Origin of the sequence: Janthinobacterium sp. SUN118, from assembly GCF_030397695.1 — a bacterium.
Taxonomy (GTDB): Bacteria; Pseudomonadota; Gammaproteobacteria; order Burkholderiales; family Burkholderiaceae_D; genus Janthinobacterium.
The window spans coordinates 870,634-895,025 of sequence record NZ_JAPUBV010000001.1 but is presented as its reverse complement, the minus strand read 5'-3'; the positions used below and the strand labels follow the sequence as shown (position 1 = coordinate 895,025).

The following is a 24,392-nucleotide window of genomic DNA, read 5'->3' as shown; positions in this document are numbered from 1 at the left end:
CGCTGCGGGAGCGGCGGCGGCCCGTGACAGGCTTACTCGGCTGGTTCAGCGTCAGCGTCGTCGGCCGGCTTTTCATCGGCGTAGACTTTTTTCGGCATGACCTTGCGTTCGAACACGGCGGCAAAGAAGCCGTCGGTCTGGTGCAGGTGCGGCAGCAATTTCAGGTAATCGCCCATTTCCAGCTCGATCTTCTGTTCCGCCAGCACCTTGCTCATCGGCACCAGGGTGAAGTCGGGATGGGCGGCCAGGAATTGCTCGGCGATCTGGTCGTTTTCTTCGTTGAGGAAGCTGCAGGTGGCGTACACCAGGCGGCCGCCGCCCTTGACCAGGCGCGCCGCGCCGGCCAGGATCGCCGCCTGCTTGGCTTGCAGTTCGACGATGGAATTCGGCTGCTGGCGCCATTTCACGTCCGGATTGCGGCGCAGGGTGCCCAGGCCGCTGCATGGCGCATCGACCAGCACGCGGTCGATCTTGCCGGCCAGGCGCTTGATCTTGGCATCGCGCTCATGCGCGATCTGCACCGGATGCACGTTCGACAGGCCGCTGCGCGCCATGCGCGGCTTCAGCTTGGCCAGGCGTTTTTCGGATACGTCGAATGCGTACAGACGGCCCGTGTTGCGCATCAGCGCGCCCAGCGCCAGGGTCTTGCCGCCCGCGCCGGCGCAGAAGTCGACCACCATCTCGCCGCGCTTGGCGCCGACGATCTGCGACAGGATCTGGCTGCCTTCATCTTGCACTTCGATGGCGCCGCTCTGGAACAGGGGCAGGTTTTGCAGCGATGGCTTCTTGATCACGCGCAAGCCCAGCGGGGCAAACGGCGTCGGCGTGCTGAGGATGGGCGCTTCGGCCAGGGCCAGCATCACGTCTTCACGCGTGGCCTTGAGCGAGTTGACGCGCAAGTCCAGCGGCGCCGGCGCGTTCAGCGCATCGGCCAGCAGCATGGTTTCCGCTTCGCCGAACTGGGCGATCAGCTTGTCGAACAGCCAGGTCGGCATGTTGGCGCGCATGTTCGGCGGCATCAGGTTGCGGTCGATCTGCGTGATGCGTTCCAGCCATTCCACTTCCTCTTCCGTCAAGCCGCCCAGCGAATCGGCGCCGACGGCTTCGGCCAGGCCGAGGATGGTCAGGCGGCGCATGGTGGGGCCGTTGCCCGCTTCGGCGAAGTCGGTGAAGAACGATTTGTTGCGCAGCACGGCATAAATGCCTTCGGCGATGGCGCCCCGCTCGCGCGAACCGAGGCGCGGATGGTCGCGGAAATAGCGCGACAGGGTGGTGTCGGCCGGGGCCGTGAAACGTAAAATTTCGCGCAATACTTCTTCAGCATTGGCAAGTATCGCTGGTGGCAATCTCATTGTTATTTTTCCTGTAATATTTTATTGAGGGTCCACGCGGACCTGGCCATGCTCGACTGACAGTTTATCGTCAATGAACAGGCGGATGGCGCGCGGGTAAAGCAGATGTTCCTGTACCAGCACGCGCGCCGATAAGCTTTCTTCTGTGTCGCCTGGCAAGACGGGCACCACCGCGCTCGCCACGGCAGGGCCATGGTCGAGCTCGGCAGTTACGAAATGCACGGTCGCGCCGTGTTCCGTCACGCCCGCCTCGAGCGCCTGGCGATGCGTCGCCATGCCCGGGAACAGCGGCAGCAGCGACGGGTGGATATTCAGCATGCGCCCCGCATAATGCTCGACGAATGGCGCAGTCAGGATGCGCATGAAACCGGCCAGCACGACCAGGTCGGGGGCAAAGCCGTCGACCGCGGCTTGCAGCGCCGCATCGAACTGCTCGCGGCTGGCATAATCCTTGTTGGCAACGACAGCGGTCGCTATCCCATGTTCCGCGGCAAAAACCAGTCCCTGGGCATCGGCCCGGTTACTGATGACGGCGGCAATACGGGCTGGCCATTGCTCGGCTTGCGCCGCGCGCACGACCGCTTCCATGTTGCTGCCGCGTCCGGAAATGAGGATAACGATATTTTTCATAGCGCGCATTGTACCCGCTATGGCGATGCGAATCTAGAAAGGCCGGCATTATTGTTGCGGCGCAACATAAGCGCAGGAGCGCTGCCATTGCCCGCACGGCGTGCCTGCCGCGCTCGCGCCAGGCTGATTTTTCTGCACTACAGCGCGAGTAAGTCTTTACTCAAACGAATAGAAGACGCGGAACGGGACTTTCTTTTCGGCCCAGTAGTCGGCCGCGTCGCGGAACACGTCGAGCAGGATCTCGCGCGCTTCCTTGTCGAATTTTTGCGTATTTGGCAATTGCTCGAGCACCACCAGGAAACCCGTCTGCGGACCGGCCTTGTACATGGTGTCCGTCAGGCACAGACGCAGCGCGTCGAAATTCTTCGCCAGATTTTTCGGAAACAGGAATGCTTCTGCAATAATGCCGATGACTTGTTGTTTGGTCTGCCCAGCGTGGCAATGCGCATATAAAAAGTGCTGCCCGAGACGAATCGCCTCGTCTTGTAATTCGGTCACGCGAAAGGCACGGATGGACTGGACAAGGTTGGGCGGCACGGTTAGTAACAAACTCATTTTTCCCTCAAATCGACCTGTTATGTATGGATCTCTTCTAGTTGCTCGTCTTATTGCATCCCCGCACGCGGGTCAATGCGCACGCGGTGATTCGATCTGTATCAACTTTTATGCGATTCAGTGCGATTTTATATAAGCCATACGCGTATTAGGGTAACGTGTTGTCCTGCATGAATCAACCCGAATATGATGTCAAACGCAAGATTTGTTACAAACCGCCGGTTTCAAGTCATTTCAACATCTTGTATCGATTGAAAGTGCATGTTACAGACTGTGGGGCGAGGGGCTTGGGCTGTTACATTTTGTTGCCAGGCGAAACACAAGTATCGGTCCGGCGGGATTACTATAGTCCCAAGTTGTAAAAAATACCCTGAAAGATTCTCTACATAACGAGGTTACAAATGAACTTGCAAGCCAAATTGATGATGTCAGCCCTTTGTATCGGTGCATTGCCACTCGCCCAGGCCGCCGACTTTGAAGATTTCGGCAAGGTCGTGCGCGTCGTGCCGCAAGTCGAACAGATCAATCGTCCACGCCAGGAATGCCGTACGGAATACGTGCAGGTGCAGGCGCCGCCGCAACAGCGTAGCGCTGGCGGCTCCATCGTCGGCGGTATCGCCGGTGCCCTGCTCGGCAGCCAGGTCGGCGGCGGCAATGGCCGCACGGCCGCCGCGGCAGCGGGCGCGATTGCCGGCGCCGTCGTCGGCGACCGCGTCGACAACCAGAACAACTACCAGGGTGGCGTGCAGGAACAAGCCGTCAAGCAATGCCGTCAGGTCGACCACTGGGAAAGCCGCAACAATGGCTACCAGGTCACGTACGACTATCGTGGCCGCAACTACACGAGCATCATGTCCTACGATCCGGGCGAACGCATCCGTCTGCGTGTCTCCATCGAGCCTGCTCAGCAGTAACGCCTGACATACGCTGCTGCGCGTCGGCATAGGCAGCCTGCGATGCTCACCGGCTTGGCGCCCCCGTACTGAGGACGGTTGCGCGTCTCGGCTATCCCTCCCTTGGGCTCGCGACGCTTCTGCCTGGCGTCGTTATTAAAAATGCCGGCCCCATGTGCTTCTCATGGGGCCGGCATTTTTTATGCCCCCCCCGGCACGGGCTATAATGCGGCACACTTTCAGGCCGCCTTATGCTTATCAAACGAAAATCCATCGAACAAGTCGAATCCTCGCGCCCTGCGCGCAAGCCCCGCTACGCCCCTGTCACCCTGTCGGAAATGGATGGCGTGCGCTATCTGCATTTCGGCACGGAATGGGTGCAGGGCGCCATGCGCATCCGCAAGCCGGACTGGCCGGAACTCGAATATGCGCAGCAGATGATGGCCTGGATGCTGTGGATCAAGGAACCGCAGCGCCTCGCCCAGCTGGGCCTGGGCACGGCCGCGCTGACCAAATTCTGCTACCGCCAGTTCCCGCAGGCGCAAGTCGAGGCCATCGAGCTGAACCCGTCCGTCATCACGATCTGCGCCTCGATGTTCAAGCTGCCGCCCAACGACGAGCGCCTGCACGTGCGCGAAATGGATGCGCTCAACTACGTCAACGATGCAGCCAACCATGGCACGCTGGACGCCCTGCAGGTGGACCTGTATGACGCCACGGCGCGCGGCCCCGTGCTCGACAGCGCCGATTTCTATGCCGCCTGCTGCGCCTGCCTGGCGCCGCACGGCATCATGACGGTGAACCTGTTTGGCGACCACCCCAGCTACGCCAAGAACATCAAGGCGATGAAGTTTGCGTTTGCACAGGTGGTCTGCCTGCCGGAAGTCCATGATGGGAACGTGGTGGCGATCGCGTTCAAGACGAAAGTGGCACTCGATGCCGAGGCGCAAGCCACCTTGCTCGAGCGCGCCAAGCAGATCGTCGCCGACACCAAGCTGCCCGCCAAGAGCTGGGTCAAGGGCATCGTCAGCACGCTGTAAGCGCCGGCACGCCCACGCGTGGCCGGCAGCCTTGAAAGGCGCCGGCCATGCCCTCCTCCCTCCCTGCCACTGCCACTGCCACCGCGAGCGCCACGCTGGACTTGCCGCACCTGCTGCGCTGGCTGCAAGACGATGGCGTGCTCGATGCGGCGCAGGCGGCCACCATCCGCACCCACGCCGGCTTGCTCCCCGCGCCACCCATCCATCCGCTGTGCCATGTGGCCGATTGCCGGCTGTGCTCGGCCCTGGCGCCGCATGCCCTGCTCACGCTCGACGCCCTGTGCGCCTGGCTGGCGCAGCGCGCGGCCCTGCCCTATCTGCGCATCGATCCCCTGCACATCGATTTCAGCCAGGTGGCCGACGTCATGACGGCCGGCTATGCGGCCCGCTTCAACATCCTGCCCGTGGACAGCACGCCGGAACGCATCGTCATCGCCACCGCCCAGCCGTATGCGCTTGCCTGGCAGGCGGAACTGGGGACTGTGGCGCCACGCAAGCTGAGCCTCGTCATCGCCAACCCGCTGCACATCGCCGATGCCATCGCGCAATTTTTCAGCCTGGCCAGTGCCGTCAAGGTGGCGCGGCAAGCGTCCACGCAAGACCTGGCGCTGCGCCACAATATGGAACAGCTGGTGGAACTGGGGCGCAACAAGGCCAGCCTCGACGCCAACGACCAGCACGTGGTGCGCATCGTCGACTGGCTGTGGCAATACGCGTTTGAGCAGCGCGCCTCCGACATCCACCTGGAGCCGAAGCGCGACGCGGGCCTCGTGCGCCTGCGCATCGACGGCATGCTGCACCAGGCTTACCAGGTGCCGCCCGTGGTGCTGCTGGCCATGACGGCGCGCATCAAGCTGCTCGGACGCATGGATGTGGTGGAAAAGCGCCGCCCGCAGGATGGCCGCATCAAGACGCGCAATGCGCAGGGACAGGAAATCGAGCTGCGCCTGTCGACCCTGCCCACGGCCTTCGGTGAAAAGCTCGTCATGCGCATCTTCGATCCCGAGATCGCCATCAAGAGCCTGGCCGACCTGGGCTTCCCGCCGGCCGATGCGCAACGCTGGCAACAGCTGACGGCGCGCACGCACGGCATCGTGCTGGTGACGGGGCCCACGGGCTCGGGCAAGACCACCACCCTGTACAGCACGCTGAAGGCGCTGGCCAGCAGCGCCGTCAATGTGTGCACGGTGGAAGACCCCATCGAAATGGTCGAGCCGGCCTTCAACCAGATGCAGGTGCAGGCCGAGCTGTCGTTTGCCGATGGCGTGCGGGCGCTGATGCGGCAAGACCCCGACATCATCATGGTGGGCGAAATCCGCGACCTGGCCACGGCCGAGATGGCCATTCAGGCGGCCTTGACGGGCCATTTGGTGCTGTCGACCCTGCACACCAACGATGCGCCCTCGGCCGTCATGCGCCTGCTGGAACTGGGCTTGCCCGCCTACTTGCTGGAAGCCAGCCTGATCGGCGTGCTGGCGCAGCGCCTGCTGCGCTGCCTGTGCGCCGACTGCAAGCAACCGGATGCGGCGCCGGGCGCGGCGCAATGGCACAGCCTGGCCGATGGCCAGCTGGCGCTCCCGGCAAGCGTGTATCGCCCCGTCGGCTGCGCCGCGTGCCGGCACAGCGGCTACCGTGGCCGCGCCGGCATCTACGAACTGCTCGGCGTGACGGAAGCGTTCGGCCAGCTGATCAAGTCCGGCGCCGACCTGCACGCGCTGCGCCGCCAGAGCATCCTCGACGGCATGACGCCGCTGCGCATCGCCGGCGCGCACAGGATACGCGACGGCAGCACCAGCATCGAGGAAGTGCTGAAGCTCACGGCGGCCCTGCATTGAGCCATCTACATTTTCGTGCAGGAATGCTTTGCATTCTTTTTCAACTGATATATAATGCGGCCTCTTTCGGGTCGTTAGCTCAGCTGGTAGAGCAGCGGACTTTTAATCCGTTGGTCGCAGGTTCGAATCCCGCACGGCCTACCACGAATGCGCAGTACCAAAAAGCCCATCCTCACGGATGGGCTTTTTGCATTTCCAGCCCCGGGGTTATACTGGCGCCTCGTCCCGCCAGCCCGAAAGAAACGCATGAAACCTGCCGCCTTCCTCCTCCTGGCCACCGCGTGCCTGTCCGCGCAGGCGCAAACGCCGATCGTGCTCGATGGCCAGTACAGCGCGCGCACGGACGAAATGAGCCTGGAGATCATCGGCAAACGCGTCTGCTTCGCGCCCGACAAGGCGCAGTGGGGACGCCTGCCCCGCCCCGCGGCCGCACACGATGCGTGGTTCTGTTTCAGTAACGACGCCGAGGCGCGCCGCCTGCTGCGCGTGCCCGCGCGCCAGGCCGACAATTGCGGCTGGCAAGCGCGCGCCCGCATCGTCATCGACACCTATCAGCCCTATGTGGAACAGGGCGACGGCAACGACATGGCGCGTCTGGCGTCGGTAGTCAAGGTGGCCCAGCCGAACGCCATCGCCTGCGAATAATCAGCCCAGTTCGTATTCCTGCAGATAGCGGGCGAACAGGTCGCCATCGGCCAGCGGACACGCAAACCCCGCGCCCCAGTCGGCCAGCAGCAAGCGCTCCTTCAAGGGCAGCAGCAACAGTTGCGGCATGCCATCGCTGCACCACAGGTCGCACACGATGCCCTTGTCGTCCAGGCCGGCAAACAGGGTTTCCGTCTGCTCGCCGCCAAAGGCCAGCACATTCTTGCATTCCACGCGGTAACTGCTGTAGCCCGTGTAGACGGCGTCGTAGGGCGGCAAGGCATCGGCCAGCGCCAGCCGCAGCTGATCGGCCGTGAGGCCCAGCGCGGACAGCGGCGACGGCGGCGCCTCGGGCACATACATCGCCGTCCAGCCGGCGCCGCTGCGGTGCGCATCGGCAAACGCCTGCTGCTCGCCCATCTGCGTCAAACAGTGCTGCAGGTTATCCAGCGGCAGCAGTTCGATCATGCAAAAATCATCTTCGTGGTAATACACTTCCCGCATTTTTTAATTCTCCAGCAAGTCTTGCAGTTGCACATTACGCCGCGACGTCAGGCGGCCAGCCCACGTCTCGCTGGTGACGGACGGATAGCGCACGGCGCCGAAATTCATCCAGGCATCGCGGTACGCCAGCCACAGGCGTTGCGTGGCGCGGATGCCATCCTTGCCGACGGCGCCCGCATAGGTCGCCGCCGGCTTTTTCATCAGCTTGCCGTAGATGGCGTTGAGCTCCTTGTCGAGCGCGGCCGCCTGCTCCTTGGACATGCTTGCCGGCAGCTTGCCCGCTTCGTAGTCGCGCAGATCGTGCGCCAGCAAATCGAGCTCGGCCGTGCGGGCGGCGATGCTCAGGGCGGCGCGCGCCGTGCCGCTCAAGTCCGTTTCATGGGCCGCGCGCGCGTCGGCAAACTTGCCCGCCGCCGCCTGCAGTTTTTGCAGCGACGCCTGCGCCACGGCAGGCATCGCTTCGCTCGCCTTGCCCGTTGCCTGCGCGCGCACGCGCTGCTTCTGGCGCGCATCGATGGCGCTGCACACGCCCATCATGTAGCCGCTGGTGATGTCGTCGCACAGGTCGATCATGCCGCGCCCGCTGGCGTTAATCTGCTGCAAGTGTTCGATGCGGCCCTGCATCTCGGCCGGCGCCGCATCGATGCTGCACGCATACTTGAGCGCCAACAACGTATCCTTCTGCACGCCCTGGCCGTTCTGGTACAGCATCATCAGCACGGCGCTGTTCTGTGTGGCCAGGGCGCAATGGCGCACGGGACGCCAGTCGGCGGGCTTGGGCGAAGACATACTCTTGGTATCGTAATACAGGTCCGTCGCCTGGCACTGCTGCAAGGCGGTCACGGCGGACGGCGCCGGCAAGTCGGCCGGCGGCGGCGCACTATCCTTGACCTTCAGGCAAGCGGCATACCAGGCCGTGCTTTCCGCGTGGCCCACGCCCATGGCGCTGGTATTCGGGTATGGTGCGGCAGCGGCGGCAAGCGCCTGGGTTGCCAGCAGCGCGCCTGCACCCAGCAATAGCGTTTTCAATAAGGGTAGACAAATTTTCATGTTCAGGCAGCGCCAGCGTGAGTAAAGCGGCAAGTTTAACTGATCGGATACGCGTGGCCCGTCCGCCACGCGCGCGGCGGCCTGGTAAGTAACGGTTCATGGCCTTGGCAGTGCAGGAAACGATGGGCAATAATGTTGCCCGCTGTACTTTTTTCACTTCCCGGACCACGCCCATGACCTTACCCCGTCTTCGCCGTTCCATCGGCTCCCTGCTGATCGCAGCGGCCTGCGCCTCGCTCGCCCACGCCGCCGATACCACGCCTGCGTCGCCAGTTGCCGCCACGCAAACGAATGCCAAACACGCCATCACGCATGAAGACGTATGGCTGATGAAACGGGTCGGCGCACCCGTCGCCAGCCCGGACGGACGCTGGGCCGTGTTTTCCGTCGTCGACAGCGCCTACGACAGCAAGGATCAATGGTCGGACCTGTGGATCAAGTCGCTGCTTGACGACAGCCCGGCGCGCCGCCTGACCTACTCCAAGGGCGGCGAAGGCGCCGTCGCCTGGTCGCCGGACAGCCGCCAGCTGGTGTTTGTCGCCAAGCGCGACGGCGATGAAGCGGGCCAGATCTACCGCCTCGACGTGGCCAACGGCGGCGAAGCGCAACGCCTGACCTCGCTGACCCTGGGTGCGCGCATGCCGAAATGGAGCCCCGATGGCAAGCAATTGCTGTTCATCAGCGATATCTACCCTGGCAACAAGACGGAAAGCGACGTCAAGCAAAGCGCGAAAGAGCGCAAGGACCGCAAATACAGTGCCCGCTCGTATGAAACGACGGCGCCCCGTTACTTCGACAAATGGCTGACCGACAAGCAGGTGCGCCTGTTCATCGTCGACGCGCAGCCTGAGGCCGCGCCGCGCGACATCCTGTCGGGCACGCAACTGGTTACCCTGCCGGGCTTTGGCGGCGGCCAGGGCGATGAAGGACAATCGCTGGACGCCGTCTGGACACCGGACGGCAAGGCTGTCGTCTTCAACGCGGCCACCAACCGCGATGCGGCCCAGCGCGAAGCCGTGTATTCGCAATTGTATTTGCTGCCCGTGGCGGGCGGCGAGGCGCAGCGTTTGACGCAGGACAAGCATAGCTACGGCTCCCTGAAGTTCGCGGCCGACGGCAAGACCCTGTTTGCCTTGAGCGATGCGCAAACACCGGGCAAGGTGTATGACGTGAAACGCCTGGTCAGCTTCGCCTGGCCCATGAGCAACCCGGCGCCGACGATACTGACGGCCAAGCTGGACCGTTCGATTTCCCGCTACGTGCTGCCGGAAGGCGGCAAGCGGATCATCTTCAGCTATGAACATGCGGGCCTGGAAAAGCTGTACTCGATCGACGCCAGGGGCGGCGACGTGCGCGACGAGGCTTCCCTGCCAACGGGCACCATCAACTCGCTGAGCAGCGGCGGCAAGGCTTTGGTCGGCGTGTGGGAATCGGCCATCAACCCGCCGGAAATCTATGCGTTCAACGGCCGGCAGCCGAAGCGCCTGACGGCCTTCAACACGGACAAGGCGGACAAGATCGACTGGCAGGCGCCCGAGCATTTCTGGTTCACGACGGCCGACGGCCGCCAGATCCACAACATGCTCGTCAAGCCGGCCAATTTCGACCCGAACAAGAAATACCCGCTGTTTACCGTCATCCACGGCGGCGCGGCCAGCATGTGGCGCGACCAGTTCGTGCTGCGCTGGAACTACCACTTGCTGGCCAAGCCCGGTTATGTCGTGCTGCTGACCGACTACAAGGGCTCCACCGGCTACGGCGAGGAATTCTCGCGCTCGATCCAGTTCGACCCATTGAAGGGCCCGGGCGACGAAGTCAACCAGGGCGTCGATGAAGCCATCAAGAAATACCCCTTCATCGACGGCACGAAACTGGCCGCCGGCGGCGCCAGCTATGGCGGCCACCTGGCCAACTGGCTGCAGGCGACCACCACGCGCTACAAGGCCATCGTCTCGCACGCGGGCGAAATGGATCTCATCATGCAATGGGGCACCAGCGATGGCGGTTTCGGCCGTGAAACGAATGCGGGCGGCCCCGTCTGGTCGAACCTGCCCGTGTGGCGCGATCAAAGCCCGGTCATGCAGGCGGGCAATCACGAAAAAGGCACGGGTTTCACGACGCCTATCCTGATCACCGTGGGCGAACTCGACTACCGCGTGCCCGCTAACAATGCCTTGATGAACTTTGCCGTGCAACAACGCCTGAACGTGCCGGCCAAGCTGCTCGTCTTCCCGGATGAAAACCACTGGATCCTGAAGGGCGAGAACAGCCGCTTCTTCTACAGCGAAGTCGAGGGCTGGCTGGCGAAATACCTGAAATAATCCTGCCGCGTACTTCTTGAAAAGCCAGGCTCCGCTCGCGCGGGCCTGGCTTTTTTCATGCCGGCTGAGCTACGGCCACGGCAGCCTTCTGGCGCTGGATCGCCAGCACCAGCAGCGCGGCCACGAGGCAGGCGGCACCGGCCGCGAACAGGGCCGGATTGTAGGTCAGCATCAAAGTGCGGATGCGGCCCGCGCCATATGCGGCCACGGCAGCGCCCAGCTGGTGGCCGGCGAAGATCCAGCCAAACACCATGCCTGCCCGCTCCTTGCCGAACGTGGCGCCCACCAGTTTTACCGTCGGCGGCACGGTGGCTATCCAGTCCAGGCCGTAGAACATGGCGAACAGGGACAGGCCGTACAAGGTGAATTCCGAATACGGCAGCCAGAACAGGGACAGCCCCCGCAAGCCGTAGTACCAGAACAGCAATTTGCGATTGTCATAGCGGTCCGACAGCCAGCCCGACAGGATCGTGCCAAACAGGTCGAACGCGCCCATCATGGCCAGCACGGAGGCGGCCGGCACGGCCGACAGGCCGGAATCGCCGCACAGGGAAATGAAGTGCGTCTGTATCAAGCCATTGGTGCTGAGGCCGCAGATGAAAAACGTGCCAAAGAGGATCCAGAAGGTGCGGTTCGCTGCCACGCTGCGCAAGATCACAAACGGCGTGGCAAACGTCATTTTCGCCGCCGGCACCGGCGCCAGGGGCGTGGCCGGATCGGCGCCGTAAGGCCGCAAGGCCACATCCTGCGGGCGGTTGCGCATGCAGAAAAAAGCCAGGACGGCGACGATGGCGCAGCTGGCAAAGACGGGCATGACGGCCGTGCGCCAGCCGAAGTGTTCAATCAGCCAGGCGCCCACGGGCAGGAACAGCAGCTGGCCCGTGGCCGAGCTGGCCGTCAGCACGCCCACCACCAGGCCCCGGTGCGTGTCGAACCAGCGGTTCGCCACCACGGCGCTCAAGACCAGCGCCGTCATGCCCGAGCCCAGCCCCAGCAGGATGCCCCACAGGGCGACGAGGTGCCAGAACTGCGTCATGCGCGTGGCCAGCAGCATGCCGGCCGCGATCAGGCCCAGCGCGACGCAGATGACGTTGCGCAAGCCGAAGCGTTCCATCAGGATGGCGGCAAACGGTCCCATCAAGCCAAACAGCACGAAACGTACGGCCAAGGCCGAGGAAATCTGCTCGGCATCCCAGCCGAATTCGCGGCTCAGCGGCTGCATCAGCGCGCCCGGCAAGCCCAGCGCGGCCGACGAGGTCAAGGCCGTGAGGAAAGTAATGGCGACGATGACCCAGGCGAAGTGGATGCCGCGCCGCGCCAGCCATTGCGAAACAGGATAGGAAAGCATGCTGTCCTCATGAGAAAAGAATGGATATCACCCCACCTGCCGGCGGGATTTTTCTCATATTATATTATGATCGTAATTTATACAAGCGAGTTCAACTCTGCTGTTGTTAAAGACAGACCTCGAAGCAGCCGCCTGCGCGCAACAAGCCGCAACAGCCAGGCAGTGCGACACGTCGGCCCGCGCATGGGCAAGGAAGCGCTCGATTGCGGCACATCCCTGCCAACCCGGGCTGGCGGCTACGGCCTGCCCGGCGCTTGCCGGACAGACATTGCCCTGCCTTATTTCACCTTCAAGCCATTCTTCACGTCCGTCACGCCTTCCACGCCGCGGGCCAGGTCGCCCGCTTTCTTCACTTCAGTTTGCGACGGCACGAAGCCGCTGAGCATGACGACGCCGTTGACCGTTTCCACGTGCACATCCAGCGCTTTCAAGGTGGAGTCCTTCACCAGGTCCGCCTTGATCTTGGTGGTGATGACGGAGTCGGACATGGCCGTCTTGGTACTGCCGGCCGCATTGCGCGTCATGCAGGCGGCCTTGGCTGTCGCATCCATGGCGTCGCAGTTTTCCTTCGCCACGGCGGGCGGATTCTGCGCCACGTTGGTGCCTGCCTTGGCGCCCGTATTCGCGTCGGCCAGGGCCGCCGTTTTCGCAGCCTTGGCATCGTTCATGCACGTGGTTTTATCGGCGCCCGTGCGGTCGCCGCACTTGGCGCGGGCCAGGTCATACTCGGCATTGGCCACGTCCTTGCGAGCCTTGCTCAGCTCGCGCGGCGTATTGCGATATTGCGCTACGGCATCCGAATCGGCCTTGGCGCGCGCCACCTTGGCTTCTTCCACGCAGACTTTTTTCGCGTTGCCGCTGTGCGCATCGCAGGCGGCCTTGGCTTGCTTGTAGTCGTTTGCGGCTTTGTCGGTCAGGCTCTTGTATGAGGTATCTTGCGCATAAGCGGGTGCCGCGGCAAGCAGGGCGCTGGCGCTGGCGGCCAGTACGAGTGCGATCATTTTGTTCATGATGGTTCCTCTCTGGGTTAATTGATGCCCAGATTAGACCGCTGCCGCGCGCAAAGCTCCGTGCGACAGCACACGCTGGCAAGCCATTCACGCGAAAAACTCACGGTCCTTTGTCGCCGCTCAAACCCATCTGCCACAAAACTTGCGCCTGTTCAAATGGTGAAGCAGCCCCATCAAATTCAGCCCCGTTTTCCGCCAGCGCCAGCCATGCCTGCGTGGCGTGCGAACCGCCCACGCCCCCGCCGCTGGCACGCACGCCGCGCATCCATGCCAGCACCTCCTGGTAGTGCTCAGGGTGGCGCCCATGCATCCACGCCAGCGCCACCAGGTCCGCATAGCCCTCCTCGCGGCGCGTGTCGCGCAATTCCTGCGCCAGCCGTTTCAACTTGCCCCGCTGCATGCTGGGCGGCTCGACAAAGCCGCGCGGCAAGGCATGCCAGTCGCCCTGCGCATAGCGCCGGCAATGGCCGATCTCGTGCGCCGTCATCGCTTCCACCATCGCCCCCTGGCGCGCGGGCGGCACGCCGCGCAATACGGCCTCGGCTTGCGCATTGCCGCGCAGCGACAGCACCAGCTTGCAGCGCCCTGCTTCGAAGCCCAGCGCCAGCGGCACGGCGCCGGGCGCCTCCTGTGGCTGCACGATGATATCGAGCGGCAAACCTTGCGCACGCGCAAACGCGATGACGGGCTGGCCCGCCTGCAGCCAGCGCGTTTCCAGTGCGGTGAGATTGGCGGTGGCCACGGCGGGCCGCACAACGATGAGCAAACTCATCAGTGAGAGCAGTTTCAACATGGGTCAACAGGCAGGATGGGCGCGCAATGGAAGGAGTGCAATGCATGGTGGCGAGTTACCGCTGTAGAGTAAGCGCCAAAAAAATTTCCACAAGGAAAAACTGGCAACTTTTCACAAAAAAGACGAAAAAAAACCGGTGCGGGAGCACCGGTTTTCACACTGACAATATGCCGTCTACGCCAGGTTTATTTCTTTGCCGTCATCGCCTTGTCCAGCGCGCGCGCCGTGACGAATTCCGGACGGATATCGTTGGGCACGGCCTTCATCTTGTCGAGCGCCACCTGCACTTCAGGACGAATCACCACATATTTTCTCATCAGGTCTTTCGCGCGCGCATAGTCGCCCGTCGCCTCGATGGTCAAAAATTCGCGGTCCAGGTCGATCACGGCCTGCTTGATCTTGGCAAAATCGACGCCAAACTTGCCATCGCCCAGCGCAACAAAGCCGCCCTTGTCGAGGATGTAATTCATCTGGATGGCCATGCCGCGCGCATGCGAATCCGTCAGGCCGAAATGCAGGGTGCGGAAACCGGAGGCAAGGAAAGTGTTGTACAGCTTGCGCTCAGCCGCCTCGCCCTGGCCCAGGGTGTCGTTGAGTTGCCCCTTGTCCATCATGTAGCGCAGCGCGAACAGGCCCGTGATATCGGCCTTGGCTTCCTCGATGGTCGAGTATGCTTCCTTCAAATCCTGGCGCGGCGTGGACGCCTTGCCGTCGACGACGGTCGCATGCGGGCCCAGGCCATGCATGATTTCATGCGCGAGGATGTGCGTGAAGAAGGAATTGAAATCCACGTCCTGCTGCGCCTCGGGCGTCAGCACCAGTTTCGAGATCGGCGTCAGGGTGGCCTTGAACTTGGCTTCCTGCACGTTTTTCAGCATCACGCGCTTCGAGCCGCGCGCGCTGATGATGCGCTCGTCATTGGGCAGGTTGTAGGCGGCCGTCTGCACGGCCATGTTGCCGTCGCCGGCGCCATACACCTGGTTGACCACCACCATCGGCGCCAGCGCGCCCACTTTCGGGTTGCGGTATCGGGCGTCGAGCGGCAGATTGTCTTCCAGCTCCTGCATGTGCTTGGCGAAGAAGTTCAGCTTTTGCGTCTCGGCCTGGTCGCGGATATTCACGTAAGCCTCGAACGCGGCCTTGTAGCCGAACAGCTCGTCGTTATACGTCTCGTAGGGGCCGATCGTGATGTCGACGGGCGAATCGAGATCCATCCAGGCGAAATCGGACGGCAGGTAGTCGTTGTCGAGGAAAGCCTTGGCGCGCAGGGTGAGGAATTTCTTCAGCGACGCATTGTCCGTGGCGGCCGCCGCCTCGTCGAGCAGCCTGGCCAGTTGCTTGAGTTCCACCTTGTACTCGTCCGAATACTTGACGGTCTGATATGTGCCATCCTTGCCGGCGCGGATGGTGGTGAAGAACCATTGCGCCTGCTGCTTGTCCTCTGCCGGCAAGCCATTCATCCACGTCTCCAGGCTGGCCTTGGTGGCGCCCTGCGGATAGAAATTGCCCGCTTCCGGCTTGTGCGCGGGAATGGCGATGCCGGCATAGCTGGCCGGCATGAACGAAGCGTGGGCGTCGAGCACCGACCATGGCCCCTTGTTGATCCAGAAATAATTCAGGCGGGCCTGGCCCAGGGCCGACTTGTCTTTCTTCAGGGCTGCCCACAGGGCTTCGTTGCCGGACCAGCGCTGGCGCAATTGCAGCACGTCGACCAGCTTGGCCGCCTCGACCAGCTTGGCGATGGCCTGGCGGTCGCCGGCGGACAGGTGCGCCGTATCGGCAGTCAGCTCGACGGGAGCGTAGCGGGCGCTCATGGCCGTCAGTTGCGCGGCGGTAGCCGGTGTTGCGGGCGTGGCCGCTTGCGGCGCGGCGCAGGCGCTGCCGACGGCGGCGGCCATCAGCAAGGGAATCAGGATATTTTTCATGGGGGTCTCGGTTAGATTATTCTCAGGAAAAAAAGCGGCTGGCGCGGATGGCGCGCGACCGCTTTCTTGCTCAGCCTGCGATTGTAATCCACCTGCCCCCTGATCTGCCCCATCACCTGCCGGGCGCGGTTGGCCAACCTGGGTTACCAGACCTTGTATACCTGCCCCGTCTGCGCGCCTTCCACGCTGCGGCTGTAGGCAAGCGCCACGCGGCTGGCCGCGGCCGGCTCGAAACCGTAAAAGAACGGGCCATATGCTTCCAGCGACTCTTCCAGCACCGTCGGGCTGACCACGTTGATGCGCACGCCACGCTGCAATTCGATGGCGGCGCCGCGCGCGAAGCCTTCCACGGCCGCATTCGTCATCGTGGCGGCCGTGCCGAAACGGATGGGCTGGTCGGCCACGATGCCACTGGTCAAGGTGATGGAACCGCCATCGTTCAGGTATTCCTGCGCCACCAGCGCCACGTTGACTTGCCCCATCAATTTGCTTTCCAGGCCCAGCTGGAATTGCTCGGGCGTGAAATCGGCCAGCGGGCCGAAATGCAGCTTGCCGGCCGTGACAACAACGGCGTCGACCTTGCCGATGCGCTTGAACAGGGCGCGCACTTGGGCGATATCGCCCATGTCGGCCTGGTGCGTGCCCGAGCGACTGCCCACTTCGATGATTTCATGGCGCTGTGCCAGTTGTGCCGAGACGGCCTTGCCGATGGTGCCGCTGGCGCCGATGATGACGATTTTCATGATGCTGTCCTTGTCTGCTGTTGAACGATGGAGCCAGTATGCGCCGCTTCAGGAAAGCAATAAATACGCTAGAATTTACAAGATTACTAACCCATAGTTTGGAATCGAGCGACCATGGATAAATTGCGCAGCATGGAAATCTTTGTCGCCGTCGTCGACGCGGGCAGTTTCACGTCCGCCGCCGAGGCCTTCCAGATCTCGCCCGTGATGGTGGGCAAGCACATCGCCTATCTGGAAGAGCGGCTCGGCGCGCGGCTGTTGGCGCGCACCACGCGGCGCCAGGCGCTGACGGAAATCGGCGCCCAGTACTGCGAACAGTGCCGGCACATCCTGGCCAGCATCAGCGCCGCCGAACGGGGGGCCGAAGCCATGCGCACGGCGCCGCGCGGCAAGCTGAAGATCACGGCACCCGTGTCGTTCGGCAGCGAATGCATCGCGCCGCTGATGGCCGACTACCTCGATGCATATCCGGAAGTGAGCCTGGAACTGAACTTAAACGACAGAACCGTGGACCTGGTGGAGGAAGGATTCGATGCGGCCATCCGCATCGGCAAGCTCGAGGATTCGGGCATGGTGGCGCGCGCGCTGCGGCCGTATGCGATGGTGATCTGCGCCGCCCCCGCCTATCTGGCGAAACACGGCACGCCGCGCACGCCGGCGGACCTGGCGCGGCACGAATGCCTGGACTTCATGCAGTGGACGCGCCATGTGCGCTGGCGCCTGGCCAGGAGCGGCGACGACGACGGCAGCCCCGTGCGCGCCAGCCGCTTTCGCTCGAACAATGGCCAGGCGCTGCGCGTGGCGGCGCTGCACGGCTTCGGCATCGTCATGCAGGCGGAAATCCTGATGGCCGCCGATATCGCCGCCGGCACGCTGGTGCCGCTGCTGCACGACTACGTGCCGACGCCGCGGCCCATGCACCTCGTGTACTCGCGCGACCGCCAGCCAACGCCAAAGCTGACGACCTTCATCGATTTTCTGCTGGAACGCTACGGGCCGGCGGCGACACCGCCACCGGCCACGCTCACGTAACTAGTTGGATGGACTTGCCATGTGTTGCTCATGGTTGAGCTTGCGACACCGGAGAAAACCGTAGCGAGCGGCAGCGAGGCTCGCCGGCCGCCAGGCGCGACGCGCGGCAGGTTTTCTCTGGTGTCCTTCAATGCTGCCAGCCGGCACCCAAGGAACGGGCCACGGCCACCGTCGCCAGCAGACGCTGGGTCTTGATCTGCGCGGCGGCGCGGTCGGCTGTCAGCGAACTGCGCTGGGCATCCGTGACGTCGAGGTAGGTCGAGATGCCGCGCTCGTAGCGCGTGCGCGCCACCAGGTAGGCGCGCGCCGCCGCTGCCTGCGACAGGGCCTGGGCGTCGCCCTGCAACTGGCGCTGCTCGACGTCGGACAGCGCATCTTCCACTTCGCGCAAGGCCGTCAGCAGCTTGGTTTCATGGTTGGCGACAGCCTCCGCGTAGCGCGCCTTGCTCAAGTCCAGGTTGGCCTGGTTGCGGCCGCCGTCGAAGATGGGCAGGGACAGGGCCAGCGGGCCAAAGCTGAACTGGCGCGAACCGCCCTGCGCCAGGTCGCGCAGCTTTTCCGAGGCGTAGCCGAAATTGCCCGTCAATTGCAGCGACGGATAAAACGCGCCTTCGGCCACGCCCACTTGCGCGTTCGCCGCGCGCAAGCCCGCCACGCTGGACACGAGGTCCGGGCGGTGCGCCAGCAGGCTGGCCGGCAGGCCGACGGGGATGGCGGGCGGCAGCGGCAAGGCCGATGGCTCGGCGGCCACCGGCAATTGCAGCGCCGACGGCGGCTTGCCCGTCAGCGTGGCCAGGCTGTTTTCCAGCTGGTTGCGCTGGCGCTTGACTTCATGCAGGTCGGCCTGCGCGTTCGACAGTTCGACTTTTGCGCGCGCCAGGTCCAGCTCATTCGTCAAGCCCGCGTTGAAGCGCGCCTCGACCAGTTGCGCCGACTCGCGGCGCGTGTCGAGCGCGCCATTCAGGATCGCCAGTTCCGCGTCCAGCCCGCGCAGCTGCCAGTAATTGCTGGCCACTTGCGCCGACAGCATCAGCAGCACGCCGTCGCGGTCGGCCTGCGCCGCCAGCGCCTGCGAATCGGCCGCTTCGACCATGCGTTTTACGCGGCCCAGCAGGTCGACTTCATACGACAGCGAAGCGCCCACGGAAAAATTGTTGCCGCTGATCGAGCGGTTGCCCAGGGCCAGACCCTGCGAGGTATTCGCCGAGGTGCGCGAGTTCGACACACCCGTGCTGAGGTTGACGCTCGGGCCCTGGTTGGCGCGTGCCGTGCCGCTTTGCGCCAGTGCCTGCAGCAGGCGCTCGCCGGCCGCCTTGACGCCGGGATTGTCCTGCAGCGCGCTTTGCTCGAGACGGTTCAGGGTCGCATCGCCGTAGATGCTCCACCATTCCTTGGGCAACTGCGCGGCGTCGGCCGCGCTGGCGCCATGGCGGAAGGTGCCGTTGTCGATGCCGGCGACATTCTCCGGAGCCTTGAAATCCTGGCCCACGGTGCCGCAGGCGGACAGCGCCACGGCCAGCGAGACGGCCAGCGCGATTTTCGTGATGTTCATAGATGCGGTTTGCATGGTGATTACCTTCTTGTTCTTGAGTGGGCGGTCAATGACCGCCGCCACCGCCACCGGGGGCTTTGAGTTTGTCGGCCAGCCACAGGGGCACGATGCAGGCCAGCAGAATGGCGCCGATAAGGAAGAAGCCATCGTTGTAGGCCATCACATACGCTTCGCGGCGCACGATGCCGTCGATCGCCTGCAAGGCCTGGTTGCCGGCCGTGACGGCGTCATAGCCCTTGGCCATGAACGACGACGTCAGCTGGTCGATGCGCAGCTGCGTGGCGCTGGAAAACACGTTGATCGCTTCGCCCAGGCGCTGCGAGTGGAAATGTTCGCGCGTGCTCAGGGCCGTCGCCAGCAGGGCGATGCCGATCGAGCCGCCCAGGTTGCGCGTCATGTTGAACAGGCTGGAAGCGGATGCCATGTCCTTCGGCGCGATGCCCTTCATGGCGAAGTTCGACAGGGTCAGCATGACGAAGGGCTGGCCCAGCGCGCGCACCACCTGCGACCACAGCAGCTGGTCATAGCCGGTGGAAGCGTCCATGTAGGCATTCATCATGCACGAGCCGCCGAACAGCAGCAGGCCGAACGAGCACAGGATGCGGTTGTCCACCTTCGACGACAGCTTGGCGACAAACGGCATGATGAACAGCTGCGGCAAGCCCACCCACATGATGACTTCACCGATCTGCATCGGCGAGTAGCCGGCGATCTGGCCGAGGAACAGCGGCAGCAGGAAGGCCGAGCCGTACAGGCCCATGCCCGTCACGGCCGACAGCACGGTGGCGACGAGGAAGTTGCGCTGCCCGTACAGGGCCAGGTTGACGAACGGCTCGGCGCGCGTGGCGCTGGTGACGACCCAGCCGAGGATGCCCGTCAGGGCCAGCGCGGCGAAGGCGATGATGAAGCCCGAATCGAACCAGTCCTTCGAATTGCCCTCTTCGAGAAAAATCGTCAGGCAGCCCAGGCCCAGGGCCATGAAGAAGATGCCGAGCCAGTCGGCCTTCCAGAACAGCTTCAGGTTCGTCGGCTCGCGGTCCAGGCCATAGATCATGCCGACGATCAGCAGCACGCCCGGCACCCAGTTGATGTAGAAGATCGAGGGCCAGCCATACAGCTCGCTCAGATAGCCGCCCAGGGTCGGGCCCATGGCCGGCGCCAGGGTGGCCGTCAGGCCGAAGATGGCCATGCCGACGGCGCGCTTCGAGGCGGGCAGCTTGAGCATCACCAGCGTAAACGCCATCGGAATCAGCGCGCCGCCCGTAAACCCTTGCAGCATGCGGAAGACGATCATGCTTTCCAGGTTCCACGCCGCCCCGCACAGGGTCGAGAACAGCAGGAAGAAAGCGGTGGTGCCGATCATATAGGTACGCAGGCCGAACACGCGCGCCAGCAGCGCGGTGAGGGGAATGACGATGATTTCCGCCACCAGGTAGGCCGTGGAAATCCACGAGCCCTCTTCCTGGGTGGCCGACAGCGAGCCAAGGATATCCTTGAGCGAGGAGTTGGTGATCTGAATGTCGAGCACCGCCATGAAGGCGCCCAGCATGCCGGCGGCGACCGCCAGCCAGGTGCGTCCGGAGACTTTTTCGTCGATCACGGGAAACGCCGGCGGCTTCGCCAGCGTGGTGGAGGGGCTGCTCATGACAACTTAGCGGGCGGTGGTCTGGGCGGCTGGCGCGGCGGCGTGGCGCGCGGCCGCGTCCTGAGCTTGAGGCGACTCGGGCTGATTCACTTCCACTTCGGCGATCACCGACATGCCCGGCACCAGGCGGCCGTTCATGGCCTTGATGTCGGCCGGCTGGAAGACGATCTTCACCGGCACGCGCTGGACGATCTTGGTGAAGTTGCCGGTCGCGTTATCGGCTGGCAGCAGCGCGAATTGCGCGCCCGACGCGGGGGCGAAGCTGTCGACCGTGCCCACCAGTTTCTTGCCTGGCATGGCGTCGATGGTCACGTGCACGCTCTGGCCGCGGTGCAGGTCGGCCAGTTGCGTTTCCTTGAAGTTGGCCGTGACCCAGACGTTGTCCTGCACGATGGCCGTCAATTGCTGGCCGGGCTGCACGCGCATGCCCGTTTCCACGTTGCGCTTGCCGATGCGGCCGGCGACGGGCGCCAGGATGCGGTTGTATTGCAGCTGCTGCTCGGCATCCTTCAACTGCACGCGCAGCACGGCCACCTGGGCCTTGGCCACGTCGCGCGCGGCCTGGGCGGCGCCGATCTGCGCCTTGGCGGCCACGGCGCTGTCGCGGCGGGCGGCCAGGTCGGCCACGGCGCCCGAGCGGGCAGCGTTGGCCGCGTCGAGTTCCGCCTTCGAGACGGCTTTCATCTGGCTCGTGTACAGCTGGCCAAAGCGTTCGGCGTCCTGTTTGGCGCGCAGCAGCTGGGCGTCGGCTTGCGCCACCTGCGCCTGGGCGGCGCTGGCCTGCGCCTGCACTTGCGCGATCTGCGCATCGGCTTGCAGCACCTGCTGCTCGGCGCTGGCGATTTGCGCGGCGATCTGTTCGGTCTTCACGCGCTGGTCGAACGGGTCGAGTTCGGCGATCACGTCGCCCTCTTTCACCAATTGGTTGTCATCGATGAAGACCTTGCTGACGACGCCGGAAATGCGCGCCGAGACGGGATGCACGTGGCCGGAAACGTAGGCGTTTTCCGTTTCGACGAAATAATGGCTGCGGTACCACATGCGCGCGCCGGCGCCCAGGGCGACCAGGACGATCAGGCCGGCGATGATCTTCACGCGATGGTTGGGCGGGGTGGAGCTGGCAGATGCGGCGGGCGCGGACGGTGCGACCGGGGCCGCGAGTGGGACGGCGCTAAGCACTTTTTGTTCTGCTTGGCCAGGCTGATTCGACATACTGCGCTCCGGAAATGAAATGATATCTGTTCATTATTGGACAAAGAAAAGCCAAAGTCAAGAAATGAAACGATTGCATTTCATTTTAATTTGCACTACAGTGTGAGCCATCACTCACCTTCCAACCTTATAAAAGAGACCCCGAGCATGCCAGATCCCGGCCTCAGCGATACTTTGCCTACCGACAACAATACCGACAATGCCCAGGAGCTCAGCTGCTGCGGCAAGCCGGCCGGACGCCCGCGCGCGGCCGACATGGAGGCGCGCATGGAAAACCTGCTGCATGCGGCCGGTTGCCTGTTCCTGGAAAAAGGGTATGGGAAAGTGAGCCTGGAAATGATCGCGCGCGAAGCCCATGTGGCCGTGCGCACGATTTATGTGAAGTTCGGCGGCAAGTCGGGATTGTTCAATGCCGTGGTGGAACAACGCCGCGCCGCCTATTTCTCCACCATGCCGGCGCTGGAAACGGATATGCGGCCCCTGCCCACCATCCTCGGCGAGTTCGGCCTGCTGTTCGTGCAACTGGTCACCATGCCGGCAGCCATCCGCCTGAATCGCATGGTGGTGGCCGAGGCGGCCACGCACCCGGAACTGGCGGAAACGTTTTACAAGGTGGGACCGGGACAGACGCGCGAGATGCTGACCAAGTTTTTCAGCCGTCCCGATATTGCGCCGCTGTTTCGCGAGGAATTGACGGCCCCCATGCTGGCCTTGCACCTGCTCAATTGCCTGCTCGGCGACCAGATGTCGCGCCTGCTGTTTCCACCGCAGGCGCAACCGGATGTGGCGCAATTGCGCGGCAAGGTGGCCGTCAGTCTCGACCTGTTCCTGCACGGCACCTTGCGCAAGCAGCCGGTGGCCTGAAGCTAACAGCCTGAGGCGGCGTCAGCCAGGGCGGCGGCAGTCTTCCTGCATGCTCGCCTGCACCGGGCCAGCCTCGATGCGTTCGCCGCTCAGGCCCAGCGCGCGCAGGAATGGCTGGGCTGCCGACGTGCCATCAAAGCTAAGTGAGGACTCACTGCCATCATAGCGATCTGGGCCGTAGCGCATCAGGTCGAACGAGGTTTCAAAGCGCTGCGCCAGGAAATAGGTGCGGAAATAATCGAAGGCGAACGCCACCTGGCCATCGGCGCGCAATAGCAAGCCGTGCGCATACAGGGGCGCCAGCCACTCCCCGGCCGCCATGCTCCAGCCCTTCACGCCACAGTAATCGCTGGCGAAGCGTTCCAGCTCGGCCTGCCCCAGGAACAGGGTCTTGGCTTCGAACATCACGAACGCCAGCTCGATCAGGAATTCGCGCGCGGCCACCGCGTCGTCCGACGGCCCCTGGTGCGGCAAGCCCGCCTTCCCCAGCAAGCCCTCGAGATAGAGGCGCTCGCCGGCCAGTTGCGGCAGCAGCGTGGCAAACACATACTCGGCATCCATCTGCCCCGTTTCGTGACCATTCGGCGTGTACAGCACCGACAGGGCGAAGTTCTTGCTCACTTCATCGAACTCGCGCAGGGCCACCGTCCACTGCGTGCCTGGCGCGTCGCCATCGGCCGCATCGCTGCCGAATTCCAACACGGCAAAAGCCGCCATCTGGCCATGCGAACCGTAGAGACTGCCAGGATTACTCTTGAACAAGATCCCAAGCGAGCGCATCAACGAACTGGCGTCGCCCGTATGCTGGTGGCCGTGGAACACGGCGTGGATATTCTTGTAGCGCGCGCGCTGTTCCGCGCTGGCATGCTCGTCGGCGGAAAAAAAGCTGAAGCCCGCGTTGCCCAGCGTGGTCGCGGCGACGCCCTGCACGCGGCTGCCCGGCACCAGATAAAAGCGCGCACCTGGCTGGCTGGCCGCCTGCAGCAGGGGGCGCAGGAAATATTCGTAGACATACACGGGCGTCGTGCCGGCACAGGCGTCAGGCGCCACCAGCTGGCCCGTGAAGAAAATGGCGTCGATCTGCTTGCCCGCCGCCAGAATGGCGGCCACATCCTGGTACAAGGCGTGCAGCATCACGGCTTGCTCTTGCTCATCGGCCCGGCGCAAGCGGACATCGGAAATATGCAGGGCGGTAAATTTTTTCATTGTTGCAAAGCTTTCTCAGTACAGCCGAACTTGACCGGACACTGGCAACGTTCAGGGAAAAATCACACACCCCTGGGCAAGCGCGAGCGAAACATGGTTACAGTCCCCCATTTTGCCACTTTTTCCATACGGCAATACTCACCAATTTTCACATGAGGCCTATCTCTCCTGTATCGGCTGCGCTTTACGTGACTGAAGTCAACGAAAATAAAAAAACCGGAAGCATGTCCCGGTATT

At 63.5% G+C, this 24,392-nt stretch carries 21 protein-coding genes and 1 tRNA gene; 8 read left to right on the top strand and 14 right to left on the bottom strand.

Annotated elements, in window-relative coordinates; translation table 11 throughout:
- Positions 1-32: 32 nt before the first annotated feature.
- From O0880_RS04060 to O0880_RS04050, 3 genes are all read right to left on the bottom strand, one after another.
- Entirely contained in the window at positions 33-1,352 is a 1,320-nt protein-coding gene (locus tag O0880_RS04060; protein ID WP_289885197.1) for an RsmB/NOP family class I SAM-dependent RNA methyltransferase, read from the bottom strand.
- 21 nt (positions 1,353-1,373) lie between these two features.
- Positions 1,374-1,982 carry a phosphoribosylglycinamide formyltransferase gene (purN, locus tag O0880_RS04055; RefSeq protein WP_071322293.1) on the bottom strand — a complete coding sequence of 203 codons (609 nt, stop codon included), beginning with the start codon at positions 1,980-1,982 and terminating at the stop codon, positions 1,374-1,376.
- A gap of 156 nt (positions 1,983-2,138) precedes the next feature.
- Positions 2,139-2,537, bottom strand: a complete 399-nt coding sequence (locus O0880_RS04050; RefSeq protein ID WP_289885196.1) for a barstar family protein — start codon at positions 2,535-2,537, stop codon at positions 2,139-2,141.
- A 401-nt stretch (positions 2,538-2,938) separates the two neighbouring features.
- Here O0880_RS04050 and O0880_RS04045 point away from each other — a divergent pair, with 401 nt between their 5' ends.
- The 5 genes from O0880_RS04045 (at position 2,939) to O0880_RS04025 (ending at position 6,950) form a co-directional block, all read left to right on the top strand.
- A complete protein-coding gene (locus tag O0880_RS04045) occupies positions 2,939-3,451 on the top strand; it encodes a glycine zipper 2TM domain-containing protein (protein ID WP_034747447.1) in 513 nt (170 codons plus the stop codon).
- A 230-nt stretch (positions 3,452-3,681) separates the two neighbouring features.
- Positions 3,682-4,470 (top strand): spermidine synthase, encoded by a 789-nt coding sequence (locus tag O0880_RS04040; RefSeq protein ID WP_289885192.1) that lies wholly within the window; start codon positions 3,682-3,684, stop codon positions 4,468-4,470.
- A 47-nt stretch (positions 4,471-4,517) separates the two neighbouring features.
- Positions 4,518-6,305 (top strand): GspE/PulE family protein, encoded by a 1,788-nt coding sequence (locus O0880_RS04035; RefSeq protein WP_289885191.1) that lies wholly within the window; start codon positions 4,518-4,520, stop codon positions 6,303-6,305.
- Positions 6,306-6,373: 68 nt separating this feature from the next.
- Positions 6,374-6,449: transfer RNA gene (locus O0880_RS04030), tRNA-Lys, on the top strand.
- 102 nt (positions 6,450-6,551) lie between these two features.
- Entirely contained in the window at positions 6,552-6,950 is a 399-nt protein-coding gene (locus O0880_RS04025; RefSeq protein ID WP_289885190.1) for a hypothetical protein, read from the top strand.
- On the opposite strand, the gene O0880_RS04020 is transcribed toward O0880_RS04025, so the two are convergent.
- Positions 6,951-7,418, bottom strand: a complete 468-nt coding sequence (locus O0880_RS04020; protein WP_289885189.1) for a hypothetical protein — start codon at positions 7,416-7,418, stop codon at positions 6,951-6,953.
- Positions 7,419-7,457: 39 nt separating this feature from the next.
- Positions 7,458-8,504, bottom strand: a complete 1,047-nt coding sequence (locus tag O0880_RS04015; RefSeq protein ID WP_289885188.1) for a lysozyme inhibitor LprI family protein — start codon at positions 8,502-8,504, stop codon at positions 7,458-7,460.
- Positions 8,505-8,677: 173 nt separating this feature from the next.
- On the opposite strand from O0880_RS04015, the gene O0880_RS04010 reads away from it, so the two are divergent.
- Entirely contained in the window at positions 8,678-10,825 is a 2,148-nt protein-coding gene (locus O0880_RS04010; RefSeq protein ID WP_289885187.1) for a S9 family peptidase, read from the top strand.
- 55 nt (positions 10,826-10,880) lie between these two features.
- Here the strand turns inward: O0880_RS04010 and O0880_RS04005 are convergent, their stop codons facing one another.
- The 5 genes from O0880_RS04005 to O0880_RS03985 form a co-directional block, all read right to left on the bottom strand.
- Positions 10,881-12,173: an MFS transporter gene (locus O0880_RS04005; RefSeq protein WP_289885186.1), complete on the bottom strand. Its 1,293-nt coding sequence runs from the start codon at positions 12,171-12,173 to the stop codon at positions 10,881-10,883.
- 278 nt (positions 12,174-12,451) lie between these two features.
- A complete protein-coding gene (locus O0880_RS04000) occupies positions 12,452-13,183 on the bottom strand; it encodes a BON domain-containing protein (RefSeq protein ID WP_289885185.1) in 732 nt (243 codons plus the stop codon).
- 100 nt (positions 13,184-13,283) lie between these two features.
- Positions 13,284-13,955 carry a hypothetical protein gene (locus O0880_RS03995; RefSeq protein ID WP_289885184.1) on the bottom strand — a complete coding sequence of 224 codons (672 nt, stop codon included), beginning with the start codon at positions 13,953-13,955 and terminating at the stop codon, positions 13,284-13,286.
- 206 nt (positions 13,956-14,161) lie between these two features.
- Positions 14,162-15,901: a hypothetical protein gene (locus O0880_RS03990; protein WP_289885183.1), complete on the bottom strand. Its 1,740-nt coding sequence runs from the start codon at positions 15,899-15,901 to the stop codon at positions 14,162-14,164.
- Positions 15,902-16,044: 143 nt separating this feature from the next.
- Positions 16,045-16,644: a short chain dehydrogenase gene (locus O0880_RS03985; RefSeq protein WP_071322281.1), complete on the bottom strand. Its 600-nt coding sequence runs from the start codon at positions 16,642-16,644 to the stop codon at positions 16,045-16,047.
- Between the two features lie 114 nt (positions 16,645-16,758).
- Here O0880_RS03985 and O0880_RS03980 point away from each other — a divergent pair, with 114 nt between their 5' ends.
- A complete protein-coding gene (locus O0880_RS03980) occupies positions 16,759-17,676 on the top strand; it encodes a LysR family transcriptional regulator (protein ID WP_289885182.1) in 918 nt (305 codons plus the stop codon).
- Between the two features lie 127 nt (positions 17,677-17,803).
- On the opposite strand, the gene O0880_RS03975 is transcribed toward O0880_RS03980, so the two are convergent.
- Genes O0880_RS03975 through O0880_RS03965 form a run of 3 tightly spaced genes read right to left on the bottom strand, consistent with a single transcriptional unit; the run spans position 17,804 to position 22,085 of the window.
- On the bottom strand, positions 17,804-19,243 hold the full coding sequence (locus O0880_RS03975; RefSeq protein WP_289885181.1) for an efflux transporter outer membrane subunit: 1,440 nt from the start codon (positions 19,241-19,243) through the stop codon (positions 17,804-17,806).
- 31 nt (positions 19,244-19,274) lie between these two features.
- The gene (locus O0880_RS03970) at positions 19,275-20,873 is read right to left on the bottom strand and encodes a DHA2 family efflux MFS transporter permease subunit (protein ID WP_071322279.1); all 1,599 of its coding nucleotides are present in this window, start codon (positions 20,871-20,873) and stop codon (positions 19,275-19,277) included.
- A 6-nt stretch (positions 20,874-20,879) separates the two neighbouring features.
- Complete coding sequence (locus O0880_RS03965) at positions 20,880-22,085, bottom strand: HlyD family secretion protein (protein WP_289885180.1); 1,206 nt, start codon at positions 22,083-22,085, stop codon at positions 20,880-20,882.
- A 147-nt stretch (positions 22,086-22,232) separates the two neighbouring features.
- Between O0880_RS03965 and O0880_RS03960 the strand changes: the two genes are divergently transcribed.
- Entirely contained in the window at positions 22,233-22,949 is a 717-nt protein-coding gene (locus O0880_RS03960; protein ID WP_289885179.1) for a TetR/AcrR family transcriptional regulator, read from the top strand.
- Positions 22,950-22,970: 21 nt separating this feature from the next.
- Here O0880_RS03960 and O0880_RS03955 read toward each other — a convergent pair whose 3' ends face one another.
- Positions 22,971-24,155 carry a hypothetical protein gene (locus O0880_RS03955; protein ID WP_289885178.1) on the bottom strand — a complete coding sequence of 395 codons (1,185 nt, stop codon included), beginning with the start codon at positions 24,153-24,155 and terminating at the stop codon, positions 22,971-22,973.
- Between the last annotated feature and the right edge of the window lie 237 nt (positions 24,156-24,392).

Excerpts from the sequence above, each read along its gene's own strand:
- O0880_RS04060 (WP_289885197.1), bottom strand. The coding sequence starts at position 1,352 with ATGAGATTGCCACCAGCGATACTTGCCAATGCTGAAGAAGTATTGCGC.
- purN (WP_071322293.1), bottom strand. The coding sequence starts at position 1,982 with ATGAAAAATATCGTTATCCTCATTTCCGGACGCGGCAGCAACATGGAA.
- O0880_RS04050 (WP_289885196.1), bottom strand. The coding sequence starts at position 2,537 with ATGAGTTTGTTACTAACCGTGCCGCCCAACCTTGTCCAGTCCATCCGT.
- O0880_RS04045 (WP_034747447.1), top strand. The coding sequence starts at position 2,939 with ATGAACTTGCAAGCCAAATTGATGATGTCAGCCCTTTGTATCGGTGCA.
- O0880_RS04040 (WP_289885192.1), top strand. The coding sequence starts at position 3,682 with ATGCTTATCAAACGAAAATCCATCGAACAAGTCGAATCCTCGCGCCCT.
- O0880_RS04035 (WP_289885191.1), top strand. The coding sequence starts at position 4,518 with ATGCCCTCCTCCCTCCCTGCCACTGCCACTGCCACCGCGAGCGCCACG.
- O0880_RS04025 (WP_289885190.1), top strand. The coding sequence starts at position 6,552 with ATGAAACCTGCCGCCTTCCTCCTCCTGGCCACCGCGTGCCTGTCCGCG.
- O0880_RS04020 (WP_289885189.1), bottom strand. The coding sequence starts at position 7,418 with ATGATCGAACTGCTGCCGCTGGATAACCTGCAGCACTGTTTGACGCAG.
- O0880_RS04015 (WP_289885188.1), bottom strand. The coding sequence starts at position 8,504 with ATGAAAATTTGTCTACCCTTATTGAAAACGCTATTGCTGGGTGCAGGC.
- O0880_RS04010 (WP_289885187.1), top strand. The coding sequence starts at position 8,678 with ATGACCTTACCCCGTCTTCGCCGTTCCATCGGCTCCCTGCTGATCGCA.
- O0880_RS04005 (WP_289885186.1), bottom strand. The coding sequence starts at position 12,173 with ATGCTTTCCTATCCTGTTTCGCAATGGCTGGCGCGGCGCGGCATCCAC.
- O0880_RS04000 (WP_289885185.1), bottom strand. The coding sequence starts at position 13,183 with ATGAACAAAATGATCGCACTCGTACTGGCCGCCAGCGCCAGCGCCCTG.
- O0880_RS03995 (WP_289885184.1), bottom strand. The coding sequence starts at position 13,955 with ATGAGTTTGCTCATCGTTGTGCGGCCCGCCGTGGCCACCGCCAATCTC.
- O0880_RS03990 (WP_289885183.1), bottom strand. The coding sequence starts at position 15,901 with ATGAAAAATATCCTGATTCCCTTGCTGATGGCCGCCGCCGTCGGCAGC.
- O0880_RS03985 (WP_071322281.1), bottom strand. The coding sequence starts at position 16,644 with ATGAAAATCGTCATCATCGGCGCCAGCGGCACCATCGGCAAGGCCGTC.
- O0880_RS03980 (WP_289885182.1), top strand. The coding sequence starts at position 16,759 with ATGGATAAATTGCGCAGCATGGAAATCTTTGTCGCCGTCGTCGACGCG.
- O0880_RS03975 (WP_289885181.1), bottom strand. The coding sequence starts at position 19,243 with ATGCAAACCGCATCTATGAACATCACGAAAATCGCGCTGGCCGTCTCG.
- O0880_RS03970 (WP_071322279.1), bottom strand. The coding sequence starts at position 20,873 with ATGAGCAGCCCCTCCACCACGCTGGCGAAGCCGCCGGCGTTTCCCGTG.
- O0880_RS03965 (WP_289885180.1), bottom strand. The coding sequence starts at position 22,085 with ATGTCGAATCAGCCTGGCCAAGCAGAACAAAAAGTGCTTAGCGCCGTC.
- O0880_RS03960 (WP_289885179.1), top strand. The coding sequence starts at position 22,233 with ATGCCAGATCCCGGCCTCAGCGATACTTTGCCTACCGACAACAATACC.
- O0880_RS03955 (WP_289885178.1), bottom strand. The coding sequence starts at position 24,155 with ATGAAAAAATTTACCGCCCTGCATATTTCCGATGTCCGCTTGCGCCGG.